The following is a 17,738-nucleotide window of genomic DNA, read 5'->3' as shown; positions in this document are numbered from 1 at the left end:
ATTATGGATCAGAACCCGAATAGATATACAATTACGGCCGCTTTACCCTACACAAACGGCCCTGTTCACATTGGCCATTTGGCGGGCGTTTATGTGCCGGCAGATATTTATGCACGTTACCAACGACTTCAAAACAAAGACGTTGCATTTATCTGCGGAAGCGATGAACACGGCGTTGCCATTACGTTGAAAGCGAAAAAAGAAGGAATAACACCGCAAGAAGTGGTTGATAAATATCACACAATCATCAAAAAAAGTTTTGAAGATTTTGGGATTTCATTTGATAATTATTCGCGCACTTCGGCTGAAATCCACCATAAAACCGCTTCGGAATTTTTCAAGAAAATGTATGATGCCGGTCAATTTATTGAAGAAATTACCGAGCAATTGTTTGACGAAGAGGCTAATCAATTTTTGGCGGACAGATTTGTAATAGGAACCTGCCCAAAATGTGGTCATGAAGAAGCATACGGCGACCAATGTGAAAACTGCGGAACAAGTTTAAACGCGACCGATTTGATAAATCCGCGAAGCGTAATTTCTGGAAATAAACCCGTTTTAAAAAAAACAAAACATTGGTTTTTACCTTTGGATCGCTACGAAGATTTTTTAAGGGAATGGATTCTCGTTGACCATAAAAAAGATTGGAAAACTAACGTGCTTGGCCAGTGTAAAAGCTGGATTGACGACGGTTTGCGCCCGCGTGCAGTAACCCGCGATCTCGATTGGGGCATTCCCGTTCCGGTGGAAGGAGCAGACGGAAAAGTGCTTTACGTTTGGTTTGATGCTCCCATTGGCTATATTTCATCAACCAAGGAATGGGCGGCGCGCGAAGATAAAAATTGGGAAGATTATTGGAAGGACGACAATACCAAACTCCTTCATTTTATAGGGAAAGACAACATCGTTTTCCATTGCATTATTTTCCCTGCAATGCTGAAAGCGGAAGGCAGTTATATTCTACCGGAAAACGTTCCCGCAAACGAATTTTTGAATCTTGAAGGCAACAAAATTTCAACCAGTAAAAACTGGGCGGTTTGGCTGCACGAATATTTGGAGGATTTTCCGAACCAACAGGATGTGTTGCGATACACTTTAACCGCAAATGCCCCGGAAACAAAGGATAACGATTTTACTTGGGCAGATTTTCAAGCGCGAAATAATAATGAATTGGTTGCCATCTTCGGAAATTTTATAAACCGTGTAATGGTTTTGACCGATAAATATTACGACGGAATCGTACCCGAACCCGCTGCGTTTTCAGAAATTGACGAACAGACTTTAAACGAATTGAAAGCCTATCCCGCAGTGATTGCGAGTTCAATTGAGCGCTACCGTTTCCGCGAAGCGCAGGCAGAATTGATTAACGTGGCCCGCCTCGGAAACAAATATCTAGCAGACGAAGAGCCTTGGAAAACCATAAAAACCGACGAGGAGCGCACCAAAACAGTAATGTATGTTGCACTGCAAATTGCATCGGCTTTGGCTATATTAAGCGAACCGTTTTTACCATTTACTTCAGAAAAACTTAAAAATATGCTCAATGTCAGGTCGAGCCCTTCGACTGCTCTCAGGACAGGCTCTGTCGAGATCTCGTTAGGGTGGAATGATGTTTCTTCAAAATCAGAATTGCTGAAACCAGGCCATAAAATAAATAAAGCCGAATTGCTTTTCAGCAAAATTGAGGACGAACAAATTCAACAACAATTAGATAAACTACAAGCGAGTAAGAAAATGAACGAAGCAGCAAACAAAAAGGTTACGCCACAAAAAGAAACGATTCAATACGACGATTTTGCAAAACTAGATATGCGCGTTGGAACCATAATTGAAGCCGAAAAAATGCCAAAAGCAGATAAACTTTTGGTGTTGAAAGTTGATACAGGAATTGATGTGCGGACCATAGTGTCCGGAATTGCCGAAAGTTTTAAACCCGAAGAAATTATCGGTAAAAAAGTAACCGTTTTGGCAAACCTGGCACCCCGAAAACTGCGCGGAGTGGAAAGCCAAGGGATGATTTTAATGACTGAAAATACTGATGGGAAACTTGTTTTTGTTAACCCTGGGGAAGATGGGGTTGAGAATGGGGCGACGATAAATTAACATTGTAATAAATTTTAATAAATGACTTTTAGAATCTCAATTTTACTTTTCTTATTGTTAAGTTATTTTAATTGTCTTTCACAAAAGGAAGTTTTGTCTGTGAAAATTGACGATAATACCTCAATGTTGCCTAGAAAAAAGAAAGGTTTTAATTTTTTAAATACGACAAACGGAGATTTGGTAATTGTAATGATTGATAATAAAATGGGGTTCGCCAATCTATTCGATAATGATTTTAATGAAAAAGGGGCCATAACATTTGATCCTTCAAAACATGAGAATATACTAGGTTATAAAATCATTGGGAACACTTATGAAATTTTATTTTCCAATAATTCCAAGAAAAAATTCCTTGTATTAAGCATCAATTTCGATTCTAAAAAGGTTTCAGAAAAGGAATTCAAATTTGATTTTGATGATGAAAAATACCTTGAAACAGTACATTACAATAATCAGTTGTTTTTGTTTACTTCAACTAAAGAGAATGTTTTTATTATAAGAGAATTAGGCGAGAATGGATTTGAAACATTAAAGTCTTTTCAGATTGAAAATCGTATTGAATCTTTTTTTGATAATGTATTAGTTAGTTTAGACCCAACTAACTCCGACGGATTTTACGATGAAAATAGAAAGCAAAAACTTTTAAAGCGAGAGCAATTATTTGGAAGTTTAAAATCAAATGTCACCAAAATTGATAATCGTGTTCCAAATGTAATTGAGCAAACAGCTCAAAATAACAAGCTTTATCAAAAAGATAATTTGATCTACCTAACTATTGAAGATGATGAAAACCTTCAAACAATATTCTATAAAATAGATTTAGATGTCCTGAGTATGGAACAGGCAATTTATGAATATCCTAAAGGTAGAATCTGGGATTTCAAAAAATATAATTCTTTTATTCTGGATGATAAAATATTTCAATTGGGAATTAATAAGGATGAAATGAAAATCTATGTTAAAAATTTTGAAGGCGAAATTTTAAAAGAATTTTATATTGAGAAAAACCAACCAATAAAATTTAAAAATTCCCCAATCATTCAGGACGGAGAAACTTTTCTTCCTTTTGTAAACCATCGTGAATTGGAAGAAACTTCTCAGTATTTACGTAAGGTGTCATCAGGCAATATTGGGATTACTGGTTATAGGGATAACAATCTATATCATTTAACCATTGGTGGTTATATAGAATTAAATGGAGGCGGTATGGGCATGATGGGTGGTAGTTATAATACCACAATATCTGCATCCGGAGGAGTTCCAAGTGTTTCAACCACATATATTAATCCTACTTTTTATTCCTATTCGACCTATTCATCTACAAAATCCACATTTTTTAACACGCATCTTGATGCTGATTTTAATTACGTGTCTAAAGAAACAAGCGAGAATATTTTTGATAGAATTAAGGAATTCAAAAAGGGACTTCAATACGAATCTGCTGAAGATGTTTTCATTCACGATGATAAAGTATACTTTTCATATTATAATTTGAAAGAAAAATTATTAAAGATTATTGAAATGTAATGATGTTAATTTCTTACATAACCTCCCAAACCCAGCTTCCCCAAAATAGTGTTGAGAACACCGTAAAACTTTTAAACGAAGATTGTACCATTCCCTTCATTTCCCGATACCGAAAGGAACTGACAGGAAATTTGGATGAGGTTCAAATTGGCGAAATCGTAAAATTCAAGGAACAATTTGAAGCACTGGAAAAACGAAGAATTGCCATTCTAAAATCCTTGGAGGAGCAGGAAGTTTTATTTGAGGAACTTCGGCAGAAAATTGAAGAAGCAAGGGATTTGATTGCTTTGGAAGATTTGTATTTGCCTTATAAAAAGAAGCGCAAAACAAAGGCTGATACTGCCCGCGAAAACGGTTTGGAGCCCTTGGCGAAAATTATAATGAGCCAAAACGCTACTGATGTTTCTTCAATTGCATTGAAATATGTAAAAGGCGAAATAACTTCCGAAGAAGAAGCTTTAGAAGGCGCCCGCCATATTATTGCCGAATGGATTAATGAGCGAACCGATATCCGGAATATGCTTCGAAACCAATTGGAACGTTTCGCAACCATTTCCACCAAAGTGGTAAAGAAGTTTGAAGATGACGAAAAAGCCCAAAAATTCCGAGATTATTTTGACTGGAATGAACCTTTAAACCGAATTCCTTCCCATAGATTATTGGCGATTCTTCGAGCGACTTCCGAAGGATTTATTCGCCAAAAAATAGAAATTGATGACGAAAAAGCTCTGTATAAAATTGAAGAACGCATCATAAAATCAAATGATGCGGCTTCAAAACAAATAAAACTAGCTATTGAGGATAGTTATAAACGTCTATTGTTTCCGGCACTTTCAAACGAAGCACTTTCCGCTGCTAAAGAAAAAGCAGATGAAAGTGCAATCAATGTTTTTGCAAAAAATCTAAAACAACTCTTGCTTGGTTCGCCGTTGGGAGAAAAGCGCGTTTTGGCAATCGACCCAGGTTTTAGAAGTGGCTGTAAGATTGTATGTCTTGACGCACAAGGAAATTTGCATCACAACGAAACCATCTTTCCGCACGCGCCAAAAAACGATACTTCCACCGCAATGAAAAAGATAAGTTCGCTGGCCGATGCACATAAAATTGAGGCAATCGCCATTGGCAACGGAACCGCTTCGCGCGAAACAGAACAATTCGTAAAACGAATCCAATTCAAAAATGCAATGCAGGTTTTTGTGGTGAGCGAGGCTGGCGCCTCCATTTATTCGGCTTCAAAAATTGCGAGAGATGAATTCCCGAATTACGATGTTACGGTTCGCGGTGCAGTTTCCATCGGTCGCCGTTTGCAGGACCCGTTGGCGGAATTGGTGAAAATTGACGCTAAATCCATCGGCGTTGGGCAATATCAACACGATGTGGACCAGTCAAAACTTAAAAGTTCGCTGGATACAACGGTGGAATTATGTGTAAATGCAGTAGGCGTAAACATAAATACCGCCAGTGTTCCGCTGTTGAGTTATGTTTCGGGCATCGGTCCAAAACTGGCGGAAAATATTGTGAATTATCGCGAGGAAAACGGCGCATTCAATTCTCGGGAAGAAATAAAAAATGTACCGCGTTTGGGCGGTAAAGCCTTTGAGCAGGCGGCTGGATTTCTTCGTATAAAAAATGGAGAAAACCCGTTGGATGATTCTTCCGTTCATCCCGAAAGTTATGCGGTTGTTTCAAAAATGGCGAAGGACGAAGGGGTGAAAATTTCAGAATTAATAGGAAACAAGGCACTGCTTCAAAAAATAAATCTCGAAAAATACATTTCAGATAAAATCGGGCTTCCCACTTTAAAAGATATTATAAAGGAACTTGAAAAACCCGGACTTGATATTCGTGAGGAAGCCAAAGTTTTCACTTTCAACCAAAACATAAAAACCATCAACGATTTACGCGAAGGCCAATTGCTGCCCGGAATTGTGAATAACATCACCAATTTTGGCGCCTTTGTGGACATTGGAATTAAGGAAAGCGGCCTAATTCACGTTTCCAACCTATCAGATTCATTTGTAAAAGATGTGAACAAGCACGTGCACCTTCACCAGCAAATAGTCGTAAAAGTGCTCGATGTGGATGTGGAGCGGAAGCGCATTCAACTAAAACTTCACCAACTGGATACGCGTTAATTAATCTTTAATGTCTGCCTAAATCATCAAACAATGGTTTTTAAAGACTAATTTTGCGGCTTTAATTTTACCTCTCCAATTTCACAGTTATGACAAAGCCCAGAATTGCCCTTGTCATTGGAATAATTTGTATTTCCATTTTCCCCATTTTGGTGAAACTCAAGTTGTCGCCCGCCATCGTTTCGGCATTTTACAGGATGGCAATTGCCGCGGCAGTGCTGGTTCCGTTTACTTTTTTGTCGGGAAAGTTCAAAATTCCTTCGGTAAAATTGCTTTTCCTCACGATGCTGTGCGGCGCTATATTCGCCCTTGACGTAGCGGTCTGGAACATTTCCATCCAGGAATCCACCGCTACACAGGCTACATTGCTAACCAATCTTTCCCCGGTTTGGGTGGGTATTGGCGCGTTTTTCTTTTTAAAGAATAAACCTACGCGAAACTTTTGGATTGGAACGGTCATCGCGATTTTTGGGATGATAACCTTAGTGGGTTTCCACTTTTTTGTGAATTTAGACTTCAATCTCGCCTTTGTTTTCGCAATTCTTTCCGGTGTGTTTTATGCCATTTATATGCTGGTAAGTAAGTTTGTGCTTTACGACATTGAGGTGCTGCCTTTTATCACCTTAAGTACTTTGACCTCTGCAGTTTTTCTGGGAATACTTAGTTATTTTATGAACGAACCGTTTACGGGTTTTGGGGAAATGGGCTGGATTTCGTTGATAATTCAAGGGTTGGTTTGCCAGTTGGCGGCTTGGTTGCTCTTGGGGTATGCAACCAAACATATGCGTGCAACGCGGGTTTCGGTAAGTTTGCTGGGGCAAGCGGTCTTGACCACAATCTTCGCGTGGATGTTTATAAATGAAGAAGTAACTCTGCAAATGATTGTTGGGGGAATTATTCTTTTGTTCGGAATACGGGTAACTTTCTATTCTAAAAAAATCCCGATTATTGGCAAAGAGGGAGAAACGGCTGAAATTATTTCAAATGACTAGATCAATTTGGTTGAAATAATTTTCACGGGACACGCTTTTGCGGCGAGTTCGCAAGTTTCAAATTCGGCGTTGTCCGCAATTTTTAAGGTGAAAAATCCTCGTTTTTCCTCGGAATGCAGTAGAACTGATTTACCGTCCTTTTTAGACATTCTGAAATAGGCCGGAGCCAGCTCCACGCAGTAATTGCATCCGATGCACTTGATCCGTTGCAGGGTTACCACGACCATTTACGAAGCGACTATTTTATACAGTTTGTCCGATGGGCGTATTCTAAACGGCGTTGGGATGGTGCAGGAATCGCCTTTTTTTGCCGTGGAAAGCGACTCATCATTTACAAGCATTTCCGAAAGCTCAAACTCTTTGGCGCCGGTAGTTGGGCCGGTAACTAAAACTTTGTCGCCCAAGTTTAAATCGTAGGCTTCAATTTTGAATTCGGCGATTTTGGTTTTCGGGAAATAATGCACGCCCCGGCCAATATATACCTTTTTCTGCGTGGCCTGCGAGCCGTCGGTATTGCTCCACTCGCCCAGCTTTTGGCCCAAATAATACCCGCCCCAAAATCCGCGGTTATACACTTTGGCCAATTCGGCCATCCACTGTTCCACTTTTTCTTCGGAATAGCTTCCGTCGTAATACGAATCAATGGCTTCGCGATAGGTTTTGGTTACGGTCGCCACATATTCCGGAGCGCGGCCACGGCCTTCTATTTTTAGAACCTTTATGCCAGTTTCGATTACTTGGTCCAAAAAATTGACGGTGCAAAGGTCCTTGGGCGACATCATATATTCGTTGTCCAATTCAATCTCAAAGCCCGTTTCCTGGTCGATTACGGTGTATTTTTTTCGGCAATTCTGCTTGCATGCCCCGCGGTTTGCAGAGGAGTTGTAGGAGTGAAGGCTTAAATAACACTTCCCCGAAACGGCCATACAAAGCGCGCCGTGGCCGAAAATTTCCACTTCCACCAAATTGCCGGAAGGTCCTTTTACCTGTTCTTTTTCAATCTGTTCGGTAATTTTCTTTATTTGCCGCAGGCTCAACTCGCGACTCATCACCATAGTATCGGCAAAGAGGGCATAGAATTTTACGGTTTCAATGTTGGTGATATTTATTTGGGTTGAAATGTGAATTTCCATCTCAATTTGCCGGGCATAGGCAATCACGGCTTGGTCCATCGCGATAACGGCAGTCAAATCCGCGGCTTTGGCGGCATCCAAAAGGGTTTTTATCAGCGACAGATCGTGGTCGTATATGATGGTGTTCAGCGTAAGATAGGTGCGCACGCCTTTCTTTTTGCAACGTTTGCCAATCTCGGGCAGGTCGGCAATGGAGAAGTTAATACTGGCACGTGCCCTCATATTGAGTTGTTCAACACCAAAATAGACGGAGTCTGCGCCATTGTCCAACGCGGCCTGTAACGATTCAAAATTGCCCGCTGGGGCCATCAGTTCTATTTTTCCGGAAGAGGTCATCTGCTTTAAAAATTGAAAATTGCCACAAAAGTCGGGCATCGCTTCTTTATAAAATATGATATTTGTTAGGTTTTTTTAAGGCTTTAATTGCAACTTAGCAGTTATTAAGGAAAAATGGGAAAGAAGAAAAAGGAAAAGAAGCGGACTCTCAAAGAAGAGTGCTGCGAAAAGTACTTAAAAAAAGGCGAGCATAAACGCTGCCGGCGCTGCCCTTGTTTTGATTTTCCGGAAGAGAAGCGCCAACAGCGGTTCAATATTTTAAGATTGCATTTCTAAATATAGGGCCATCTTTATTTTCCAATAAGGCAAACGCTCTTCAAAATATTCGAAATACGGTTTTAGAGCATCGGGGTTTTCCAGTTTAATTTTGGCATCTTTTATTTGCTGAATCTCTTCGGAAGAAATAAGTTGATACAGGTCGATTGTCGCTCCGGCTTCGTGCATTTTCAGCAAATGGCCATATACCGAATCTTCTAAAATTCCCCGTCTTTCAGCTATTTCCGAAGGTAAAAGATTTTCCTCCGTAAACATTTTAAAGCTCTTTTCATGCGTAGGCAACTCATTTTCAAGTCCGTCCAAATGCCGATTGATCACTTTTAGGAAATCGTCGGCATATTTTTCGAGTTTCGCCGTACCCACACCGGATACTTCGGCAAAATCCTCTCGGGTGCGCGGCTTTTTGTGTTCCATATCTTCCAAAGTGGCGTCGCTGAAAACTACAAAAGCAGGTTTGTTTATTTCCTGTGCCAATTTTAACCGGAGTGCTCTAAGTTTATCAAAAAGTTCGGCACGTTTCCGTGGCGCCCGTTCGATCTTTACTGTTTCAATTTCCTGAACGAAGTTTGCCAAACGGACTTTTTTCCCTTCAAACAAAACCCTTTTGGCCTGCGGCGTGAGCACCAACCGGCCGTTTTCGTGGAAGTAAACTTCGAGGACTCCTTGGTTCAGCAGTTGGATTACGTAGTGCTGCAGGTCGCGCCAGGGAACGTCTTTTGCGGCGCCGTAGGTCTTTATTTTTTGATATCCTTTGTCGAACACTTGGGCATTTTGGGATCCGCGCAGCACGTCCAAAACCATTCCGAGGGCTTCCTCTTCCTGCAAACGGGCCACTGCTGAACAAACTTTTTGGGCGATCAGCGTTCCGTCAAAATAGTTGGGCGGTGCCTTGCAGATATCGCAATTGCCGCAATCCTCTGAAATGTGTTCGCCAAAATAGCCGAGCAGGACTTTTCTTCGACAACTAAGGGCTTCGGCGTATTGCTGCATGCGTTCCAGTTTTGCCAATTGGTATGCTTCGTTATCGGCGCCTTCGGCAAATTTCCGCAACATTACAATATCGCCAAAACTGTGGAAGAGGATGGTATGGGCAGGCATCCCGTCGCGGCCGCTACGGCCAATTTCCTGATAATAGCCGTCTATATTTTTCGGCATGTTATAATGTATTACCCAGCGTACGTTGCTCTTGTCGATGCCCATTCCGAAAGCGATGGTGGCGACAATGATGGGCGAAACATCGTTGGTGAAATTTTCTTGGATCTGCGTCCGTTCTTCGGAAGTCAAACCAGCGTGGTAAGCCTCTGCTTTGTAGCCTTTGGCCGTAAGGGTGGCGGCCAGCTTTTCGGTTCCCTTTCGGCTTAGGCAATAAATGATGCCGCTTTCGTCCCGATGGTTTTTAAGGAAATCGAAAATCTGTTTGTTTCGGTTTTGGCCGGGGCGGACGTCTAAATAAAGGTTGGGCCTATCAAAGGAAGCTATAAATATTTTGGCATTGGGAATAGCGAGCTGCAGGGCAATATCTTCCCGCGTTGCGCGGTCTGCCGTGGCTGTTAGGGCTATCAAGGGAACGTTTGGAAATTGTTCTTTTAACCTTTTAAGTTGTGTATAGGCGGGCCGGAAATCGTGGCCCCAACTGGAAATACAGTGTGCTTCATCAACCGCAAAAAGACCGATTTTTATTATCTTCAGAATAAAATTCAATTGCGGAAGACTCTCGGGCGCTACATATATCAATTTTAAATTTCCGCTTTGTAATTCCCTTAAAACTTGCTGTTGTTCCCCGTACGGTTGCGAACTGTTGAAAAACTGCGCCGGAATGCCGTTTGCTTTTAGAGCATCCACTTGGTCTTTCATCAGAGCGATCAATGGCGAAATTACGATGGTCGTACCTTCCAAAGCCAAGGCCGGCAATTGAAAACACAACGACTTTCCGCCGCCGGTGGGCATTATGGCGATGGTATCGTTTTGGTCCAATACATTGTTGATTATTTCTTCTTGGTTCGGAAGAAAGCTGTCGTATCCGAACTGCTTCTTTAGCAGTTCGAAAATGGTGGGCTGGGCAATAGTTTCCATTTTGTAAAAATAGGGATTGATACTTAAAAAATAAGCCCCCACCAAATGGCAGGGGCTTGGTTAGCCAGTCATTTATTTACTCCCCAGCATGACCAGCTCGTTGCAAAATACTTCGGTGATATAATGTTTGTTGCCTTCCTTATCCTCCCAGGAACGATTGGTAAGTTTTCCTTCAATTACAATTTCCTGGCCTTTGGTTATGTAATTTTCGACTACTTTAACGAGGCCACCTTTCACCACCACATTGTGCCAATAGGTACGTTCCACTTTTTGGCCGTTTTTGTCTTTGTAACTGTCGTCCGTGGCCATGGAGAATTTTGCCATTTTGTTGCCATCGGCGAAGGTTACGATTTCTGGGTCTTGGCCCAATCTTCCAATCAACTGTACTTTGTTTCTAAGTGCGTTCATGATTTCTAAAATTTAATATTAAACAATTGATACTATCGAATTTCATTTTATTCGACAGGACAAACGTACGATGGCTTCCAAATTTTAGTTGGTTGTTACTTATTTACTTTCGTTTATAGTTGTTTGTAAGCGTTTGAAAACGAATATATTGTTGAAAATCAGAAATATAAATAATTAGATAATTATAAAAATTTCTGTACTTTAAAATGTTCAAAAATCACTTCTTTTATAATTCACATAAAAAATCCGTTATGAACAGCAGCAGATTGGAAGCTTTTAGCGATGGAGTACTCGCCATAATAATTACAATTATGGTCTTGGAGTTAAAGGTGCCGCACGGAACCGAGCTTAGTGATTTGGCGCCCGTGTTGCCCGTATTCCTCAGTTACGTTTTAAGTTTCATCTATGTGGGAATTTATTGGAACAACCACCACCACATGATGCACGCCGTAGAAAAGGTGAGCGGGGAAATACTTTGGGCAAATCTGCACTTATTGTTTTGGCTCTCGTTGATTCCTTTTGTTACGGGCTGGGTGGGCGAGAACCATTTTGCCGAACTGCCCATGGCGATGTACGGTGGCGTGTTGTTAATGGCAGCGATTGCTTATTTTATTCTTCAGAATAGAATTTTGGCCGTTCAGGGAAAGGATTCCCTGAACGGCCAAGGCTTTAGGAAAGGACTTAAAGGGAAAAGCGTCGCCCATAATTTATAGCGTCGCAATTATTTCTTCATTTTACAATCCATTGATTGCGGGAACGCTGTATGTTTTGGTAGCGTTGATGTGGTTGATACCCGATAAAAGGATAGAAATTATTTTTAAAGAAAAGGAATAGTTACCAAGTTTGGCCTTTCAATTTCATTGCAGCTGTTAGTACATCGCGTTGGCTAATCTGTCCCACCAATTTTCCGTTTTCAATAATCGGGAAGCGTCGGTGTTTTGATTCCAAAAACTTATTGGCAGCATCCAGCACGTTCATTTCGCCATCAATAGTATCTACATTTTTAATCATGTGTTGTTCCACTTTCACATCTTCCATGGGGTGGTTGTGGTAGCGGCAGTCACTAAGCTGTTTCATACAGTCACCTTCGGAAATAATGCCCACCAATTCATTTTTATCATTTATAACGGGGCCTCCGGAAATTTTTTTCTTCAGAAGAATTTCAATTACCTCAAGCACCGATTGCTCAGGTTTAAAAGTAATGAGGTTGCGCGTCATATAGTCTGAAACTTTTATTTTTTCCGAAGAACCTTTTTGGGGCTTGGCCCGTCTGCCCATAAAACTTTTAATTCCCATAGTATCAAATTTTTGCGAACTTCTAATATAAGCAATTTTATTAAATTAGGTCATGGGGTCGCCAAGTTAATGCCAAATAGCGCTAAAACTCGACTTGCTGAATAATTAAAAACCATTAACTTAAAACAATTTAAGTTGTATTTTTAACTCCCGAAACTTCCCAACCATGAAAAAACTTGGCGCTGTTCTATCTCTCCTGCTAATAATTGCCGCGATATATTATAGTTTTTATGGATTGACCCCGCATTATAAAGGTGATGAAACTGCTCCTGCGTCTGAATTTTCTGTGGACCGAGCGTTGCGGCCTTTAAGTGAAATTTCAAAAAAACCACATTATTTAGGTTCCGAAGGACACGAAGAAGTACGGCGGATTTTAATTTCAGAATTGCGGAAATTGGGGCTCGAGCCTCACATCCAAAAAGGCTTCAGTTTAAATCCCGAATCAAAAACGCTGGACAAACCTATAAATATTGTCGCTCGTTTAAAAGGTTCGGAAGACGGAAAGGCGCTTTTACTGCTTTCGCATTACGACAGTGCGCTTGTTCCTTCCTTTGGCGCGAGCGATGCGGGAAGCGGGGTGGTTACCATCTTGGAAAGTGTGCGGGCGTATTTGGCGTCCAGGCAACTGCCCAAAAACGATATCATTATTCTCTTTAGCGATGCCGAGGAAATTGGCCTGGACGGCGCAAAACTCTTTGTGAACGAACACCCGTGGGCAAAAAATGTGGGCTTGGTGCTCAACTTTGAAGCGCGCGGCAGCAGCGGCCCCAGCAATATGATTTTGGAAACCAATGGCGGCAACGCCAAACTGGTAAAGGAATTTATAGCGGCCAACCCAGATTTTCCCGTGGCTTCCTCGTTGATGTACAGCGTTTACAAAATGCTGCCCAACGATACCGATTCCACGATTTTTAGGGAAGATGGTGACATTCCCAGTTTTTTCTTCGCCTTTATTGACAGTCATTTTAACTACCACACCGCCAACGATACCTTTTACAATTTAAGCCGAAACAGTCTCGCCCACCAAGGCAGTTATCTGCTTCCCCTGCTGCATTACTTCGCCGATGCCGATTTGTCAAACTTGAAGGCCGAAACGGATGATGTGTACGTAAACCTTCCTTTGGTAAAAATGGTGAGCTACCCGTTTTCGTGGATTTTGCCAATGCTCATCTTGGCGGCGTTGTTATTCCTGTTTCTAATTTTTTACGGATTCCACAAACGAAAACTGAACGGAAAGATGATAGCCCTCGGCTTCGTTCCATTACTGCTTTCTCTTATAATCTGTGGCATTGTGGGTGTTTTTGGGTGGAAGCTGATTCTTGCGCTCTATCCGCAGTATTTCGAAATACAACAGGGCTTTACCTACAACGGGCATTGGTATATTACTTTTTTCGTTTTTCTCTCTTTGGCAATTACGTTTGCGATTTATAAAAAATTCACCAATAAATTCAATGAACCTTCATATTACGTAGCGCCATTACTTTTTTGGTTATTGATTAATGTTGCGGTATTTATTTTTCTGAAAGGAGCCGCCTTTTTTATCATTCCCGTGTTTTTTGCGTTGCTTTCGTTTTTCGTCATGCTACGGCAGGAACGGCCCAATCTTTTGGCGATGGCATTATTGGCGGCGCCCTCACTGTTTCTTTTCGCCCCGCTTATTCAGTTTTTCCCCGTGGGGCTGGGCTTGAAAATGTTGGTGATAAGTTGTGTTTTCACCGTTCTGCTTTTTGGGTTGCTTTGGCCGGTTTTTGGATATTATAAAATGAAAGGGCTGCTTTCAACTGTATGTTTGCTGCTCGCGATATTATTCTTCGGAATTGCGCATTCAAAAAGTGATTTTTCCGAAGAGGGAAGAAAGCCAAACAGCCTGGTCTATTACAAAGACGCCGATGCCGATAAAACCTATTGGCTCACCTATGATAAGGAAATTGACGAATGGACACGGCAATATTTGGGCGAAAATCCCGAAGATGCGTCCAAAATTTTAGGCGATGTAGCCTACAATAAATACGGCACCAAGTTTAGCTTTGCGAATGCGGCGCCGCAAAAAACCATCCCCGATTTTGAGGTGATTTTGAAAGCGGACACCTTGGTTGAAAATCTTCGGAAGGTGAAGTTTATCATCGTTCCAAAACGGAAGGTGAACAAGATTGATCTGTATGCTGAAAATACAGAATTTCAATCCTTAATTTTCAACGGAAAGGAAATGCCCGCTTCCCGTATTTCCGAAGATTACCGCGGCACAAGGAACAGTGCGCTCATCAACTATTACGTTTCCGAAAATGATTCCTTAAAAGTGCAATTTTCCGTAGCCGGGGAAGCTCCAGTTACCTTTAAAGTCATGGAATATTCCTTTGATTTGATGGACGATGCACAATTCAACATAACAAAACGGCCTGATTATACTATGCCGAAACCTTTTGTAATCACCGATGCCGTGGCTGTAAAGCGTACTTTTTCAGTAGATTCCTTAAGAGTGAAAGTTATTGATACATTTCAGACTAATCTATAAAATAGTTTGATGTATGAATAAAACAATTGCAATTGCGGGCTTGGGATGGCTTGGGCAACCTTTGGCCTATCGCTTGACAACCTTGGGCTACGCCGTAAAGGGCTCGGTCACTTCTATTGAAAAAGCCACTTTACTGCAGCAAAACGGCTTTGATGCCTATCCCGTGGAAATTTCGGAAAATGGAATCGAGGGTGAGGTGCTGGCCCTGCTCAAAAATGTGGACTATTTACTCATTATGATCCCGCTCGGGCTACGCAAAAATACCGGCGCAGATTACGTTTTGAAGATGGTCCATTTGCTTTCGGCCATAAATGAGTCTGCAGTAAAGAAAATTGTTTTGGTAAGCAGTACTTCGGTCTATGATGATTCTCAGGGAAGGGTGACGGAGCGCGACGAGCCCAAACCCGAAACCATCGCCGGCAAGCAATTGCGGCAAGTTGAGGAATTATTTATGAATGCCGAAGGGTTGCAGACTACCGTAGTACGTTTTGGCGGCTTGATTGGGGGCAGCAGAAATCCCGTAAAATATTTGGCGGGACGCAAGGATTTGGCAGATGGCAATGCGCCGGTAAATCTCATCCACCGGGACGATTGTATTAATATTTTGGTTGAAATTTTAAAGAAAGATGCTTTCGGAACAGTATTTAATGCAGTAAACCCGAACCATCCACAAAAAGCGGAATATTACATCCAAAAGGCAAAGGAGCTTGGGCTGGAAGCTCCCACTTTTGCGGAAGCGGTTTCAAACGAAACTTTTAAGCAAGTGGATTCTGTCAATCTGAAATCTGTTTTGGATTATTCGTTTAGAACTTCTATTTAATAAAAAAAGGAGCTTTTTACAGCTCCTTTTATTTCAATTACATATTTTGAAAATTACCAAATACGAACTCTGTCTTCTGGTGCAAGATACATTGGGTCGCCTTCCTTTATGTCAAAAGCTTCATAGAAAGCATCCACATTCAGCAAAGGTTGCGTAGCGCGAACCATTCCCGGTGAGTGCGGATCGGTTTTCACTTGGTTGCGTAAAGCCTCATCTCGAGACTTGGTGCGCCACACCGTGGCCCAGCTCATAAAGAAGCGCTGTTCTGGGGTAAAGCCGTCAATATTATCTGGACGGCCGTTTTCCTTGTAAAAACGTTGCAAACCGTCGTAGGCACCCAATACCCCGCCAAGGTCGCCGATGTTTTCACCCAAAGTGAATTTACCGTTGATGTAAACGCTGTCCAAAACCTCTACATTGCTGTACTGTTCTGCGAGCTTATCACCGCGCTCGGTAAAGTTTTTAAGATCGGTCTCCGTCCACCAGTTTATCAAGTTTCCATTGGCGTCAAAGCGCGAACCGCTGTCATCAAAGGCGTGCGAAATCTCGTGACCGATAACTGCGCCAATTCCACCGTAATTTACGGCTTCGTCTGCTTTGTAATCGTAAAAGGGAGGTTGAAGGATGGCCGCCGGGAAAACGATTTCATTGTTAAAAGGGTTGAAATAAGCGTTCACGGTTTGTGGGCTCATGCCCCATTCGGTACGGTCCACGGGCTCGTCTATTTTTTCAAGGTTGTCCTTCAGGTTCCAAGTTTGCACGGCTACCATATTGTCATAATAGGTGTTGCCTGGTTTCACCTCCATAGAAGAGTAATCTTTCCACTTGTCTGGATAACCCACTTTTACGGTGAATTTATCCAGCTTTTCAATAGCCTTAACCTTTGTGCTGTCGCTCATCCATTCCAAGGCGTTGATACGGTCCTTGTAGGCTGCAATCACATTTTCAATCATGGATTCTGCCTTTGCTTTTGCCTCTGGCGGGAACATTTCATCTACATATAATTTACCCAAAGCTTCGCCTACGCTACCATTAACCGTGGCTAGCGCACGTTCGTCGGCGGGCTTTTGTTTTTTGGTTCCTTTCAAGGTTGTTTCGTAAAAATCGAAATTGGCCTTTTCAATTTCAGTAGTCAACATTCCTGCAGAACTGTTTAAAGTGGACCAACGCATCACGGTTCGCCAAGTATCAAAATCTGGTTTTGAGAACATCTGCTTCAGGGTTTCCATATACTTTGGCTGCATCACGATAACTGTGTCCAGTTTTTTGTCGATGCCCATTTGCTCAAATGCCTTTTCCCATTGAATCTGAGGAAGCATTTGTTGCAATTCTGCAATGCTTCGTGGGTTGTTGAAGTTTCTGAAATCGCGGCTGGCCACTTTATCCAATCTTGGGGTGGCAAGCTTAGTTTCAAATGCTAAAATAGTTTCAGCCTGCTTACGGGCAGATTCTTCGCTATCGCCTAAAAACTGTAGCATTCTGGTTATATGGTCCACATACTGCTCGCGGATTTTTACCGAAGCGGGGTCTGTACTGGTGTAAAAATCACGATCTGGCAATCCCAAGCCGCCAGGGGTAATGTATGCGGAATTGATTGCACTATTGTTCGGATTAGAAAAGGCAGCAAGACCCAGGAAAGGTTGTGACACAGCAACGGCATCTTCAGCCATTAATTTTTGAAAATCTTCCATGCTATTCATTTCAGCAATCTTTTCAAGTGTAGGTTTTAAAGGTTCAATACCAGCTTTGTCCCTTGCGATCGAGTCCAATTTAGATTCATAAATCATCAAGGCTTTGGCTTGGTCGGTATCGGGAGCGTATTTTCCGCTTTCCTTGGCCTTTGCCAAAATGTTCAGCATGTCCTTGCTGGTTTTTTTGCGCAAAATGGTGAAGCCGGCCCAACTGGTTTCATCGTCTGGAATCTCATTGTTCTTCATCCAGTTGCCGTTCACATAGTTGTAGAAATCGTCTTTCGGACTTACGGTAGTGTCCATGTTTGCAAGGATAATTCCGTGGGGCTCGGTGTCTGCCACGGCCACTTCGGTTTTGTCCTTACAGGCGGTTGCGGCAACTGCAATAACGGTAAAGGCCACAACGGGTTTTAAAAAATTAGTCTTCATTTTATGG

13 protein-coding genes are annotated in these 17,738 nt (G+C 41.9%); 7 read left to right on the top strand and 6 right to left on the bottom strand.

Annotation, left to right across the window (positions count from 1 at the left end; translation table 11 throughout):
• The first annotated feature begins 3 nt into the window (after positions 1–3).
• From metG to LS48_RS04095, 4 genes are all read left to right on the top strand, one after another.
• Positions 4–2,103: a methionine--tRNA ligase gene (metG, locus tag LS48_RS04110; RefSeq protein ID WP_062620220.1), complete on the top strand. Its 2,100-nt coding sequence runs from the start codon at positions 4–6 to the stop codon at positions 2,101–2,103.
• Between the two features lie 99 nt (positions 2,104–2,202).
• Positions 2,203–3,630 carry a hypothetical protein gene (locus tag LS48_RS04105; RefSeq protein WP_131807691.1) on the top strand — a complete coding sequence of 476 codons (1,428 nt, stop codon included), beginning with the start codon at positions 2,203–2,205 and terminating at the stop codon, positions 3,628–3,630.
• The gene (locus LS48_RS04100; protein WP_062620216.1) at positions 3,630–5,765 is read left to right on the top strand and encodes a Tex family protein; all 2,136 of its coding nucleotides are present in this window, start codon (positions 3,630–3,632) and stop codon (positions 5,763–5,765) included. The genes LS48_RS04105 and LS48_RS04100 overlap by 1 nt, the downstream gene beginning before the upstream one ends.
• A gap of 89 nt (positions 5,766–5,854) precedes the next feature.
• Complete coding sequence (locus LS48_RS04095; protein WP_062620214.1) at positions 5,855–6,757, top strand: DMT family transporter; 903 nt, start codon at positions 5,855–5,857, stop codon at positions 6,755–6,757.
• Here the strand turns inward: LS48_RS04095 and LS48_RS04090 are convergent.
• The 4 genes from LS48_RS04090 to LS48_RS04075 form a co-directional block, all read right to left on the bottom strand.
• A complete protein-coding gene (locus LS48_RS04090; RefSeq protein ID WP_062620213.1) occupies positions 6,754–6,984 on the bottom strand; it encodes a ferredoxin in 231 nt (76 codons plus the stop codon). The genes LS48_RS04095 and LS48_RS04090 overlap by 4 nt on opposite strands.
• Positions 6,985–8,226, bottom strand: coding sequence for a peptidase U32 family protein (locus LS48_RS04085; RefSeq protein WP_062620210.1), 1,242 nt, complete (start codon positions 8,224–8,226; stop codon positions 6,985–6,987).
• A gap of 258 nt (positions 8,227–8,484) precedes the next feature.
• Positions 8,485–10,575 (bottom strand): DNA helicase RecQ, encoded by a 2,091-nt coding sequence (gene recQ / locus LS48_RS04080; protein WP_062620208.1) that lies wholly within the window; start codon positions 10,573–10,575, stop codon positions 8,485–8,487.
• A 72-nt stretch (positions 10,576–10,647) separates the two neighbouring features.
• Positions 10,648–10,983, bottom strand: coding sequence for a single-stranded DNA-binding protein (locus LS48_RS04075; RefSeq protein WP_062620207.1), 336 nt, complete (start codon positions 10,981–10,983; stop codon positions 10,648–10,650).
• A gap of 251 nt (positions 10,984–11,234) precedes the next feature.
• Between LS48_RS04075 and LS48_RS04070 the strand changes: the two genes are divergently transcribed.
• Positions 11,235–11,696 carry a TMEM175 family protein gene (locus LS48_RS04070; protein ID WP_317038831.1) on the top strand — a complete coding sequence of 154 codons (462 nt, stop codon included), beginning with the start codon at positions 11,235–11,237 and terminating at the stop codon, positions 11,694–11,696.
• Between the two features lie 121 nt (positions 11,697–11,817).
• Here the strand turns inward: LS48_RS04070 and LS48_RS04065 are convergent, their stop codons facing one another.
• Positions 11,818–12,279: a CBS domain-containing protein gene (locus tag LS48_RS04065; protein WP_062620205.1), complete on the bottom strand. Its 462-nt coding sequence runs from the start codon at positions 12,277–12,279 to the stop codon at positions 11,818–11,820.
• Positions 12,280–12,445: 166 nt separating this feature from the next.
• Here LS48_RS04065 and LS48_RS04060 point away from each other — a divergent pair, with 166 nt between their 5' ends.
• Both LS48_RS04060 and LS48_RS04055 read left to right on the top strand, forming a co-directional pair.
• Positions 12,446–14,791 (top strand): M28 family peptidase, encoded by a 2,346-nt coding sequence (locus LS48_RS04060; RefSeq protein ID WP_062620203.1) that lies wholly within the window; start codon positions 12,446–12,448, stop codon positions 14,789–14,791.
• Between the two features lie 13 nt (positions 14,792–14,804).
• Positions 14,805–15,611, top strand: coding sequence for an NAD(P)H-binding protein (locus LS48_RS04055; protein WP_062620201.1), 807 nt, complete (start codon positions 14,805–14,807; stop codon positions 15,609–15,611).
• Positions 15,612–15,664: 53 nt separating this feature from the next.
• On the opposite strand, the gene LS48_RS04050 is transcribed toward LS48_RS04055, so the two are convergent.
• Positions 15,665–17,731: a M13 family metallopeptidase gene (locus tag LS48_RS04050; protein WP_062620199.1), complete on the bottom strand. Its 2,067-nt coding sequence runs from the start codon at positions 17,729–17,731 to the stop codon at positions 15,665–15,667.
• Positions 17,732–17,738 lie beyond the last annotated feature (7 nt).

Origin of the sequence: Aequorivita aquimaris (assembly GCF_001573155.1) — a bacterium.
Lineage (GTDB): Bacteria > Bacteroidota > Bacteroidia > Flavobacteriales > Flavobacteriaceae > Aequorivita > Aequorivita aquimaris.
This window is presented reverse-complemented; position numbering and strand designations above follow the sequence as displayed.

Coding starts and splice junctions, on each gene's coding strand:
- LS48_RS04060 (WP_062620203.1), top strand. CDS start 12,446: ATGAAAAAACTTGGCGCTGTTCTATCTCTCCTGCTAATAATTGCCGCG.
- metG (WP_062620220.1), top strand. CDS start 4: ATGGATCAGAACCCGAATAGATATACAATTACGGCCGCTTTACCCTAC.
- LS48_RS04100 (WP_062620216.1), top strand. CDS start 3,630: ATGATGTTAATTTCTTACATAACCTCCCAAACCCAGCTTCCCCAAAAT.
- LS48_RS04095 (WP_062620214.1), top strand. CDS start 5,855: ATGACAAAGCCCAGAATTGCCCTTGTCATTGGAATAATTTGTATTTCC.
- LS48_RS04055 (WP_062620201.1), top strand. CDS start 14,805: ATGAATAAAACAATTGCAATTGCGGGCTTGGGATGGCTTGGGCAACCT.
- LS48_RS04065 (WP_062620205.1), bottom strand. CDS start 12,279: ATGGGAATTAAAAGTTTTATGGGCAGACGGGCCAAGCCCCAAAAAGGT.
- LS48_RS04090 (WP_062620213.1), bottom strand. CDS start 6,984: ATGGTCGTGGTAACCCTGCAACGGATCAAGTGCATCGGATGCAATTAC.
- LS48_RS04050 (WP_062620199.1), bottom strand. CDS start 17,731: ATGAAGACTAATTTTTTAAAACCCGTTGTGGCCTTTACCGTTATTGCA.
- LS48_RS04075 (WP_062620207.1), bottom strand. CDS start 10,983: ATGAACGCACTTAGAAACAAAGTACAGTTGATTGGAAGATTGGGCCAA.
- LS48_RS04085 (WP_062620210.1), bottom strand. CDS start 8,226: ATGACCTCTTCCGGAAAAATAGAACTGATGGCCCCAGCGGGCAATTTT.
- recQ (WP_062620208.1), bottom strand. CDS start 10,575: ATGGAAACTATTGCCCAGCCCACCATTTTCGAACTGCTAAAGAAGCAG.
- LS48_RS04070 (WP_317038831.1), top strand. CDS start 11,235: ATGAACAGCAGCAGATTGGAAGCTTTTAGCGATGGAGTACTCGCCATA.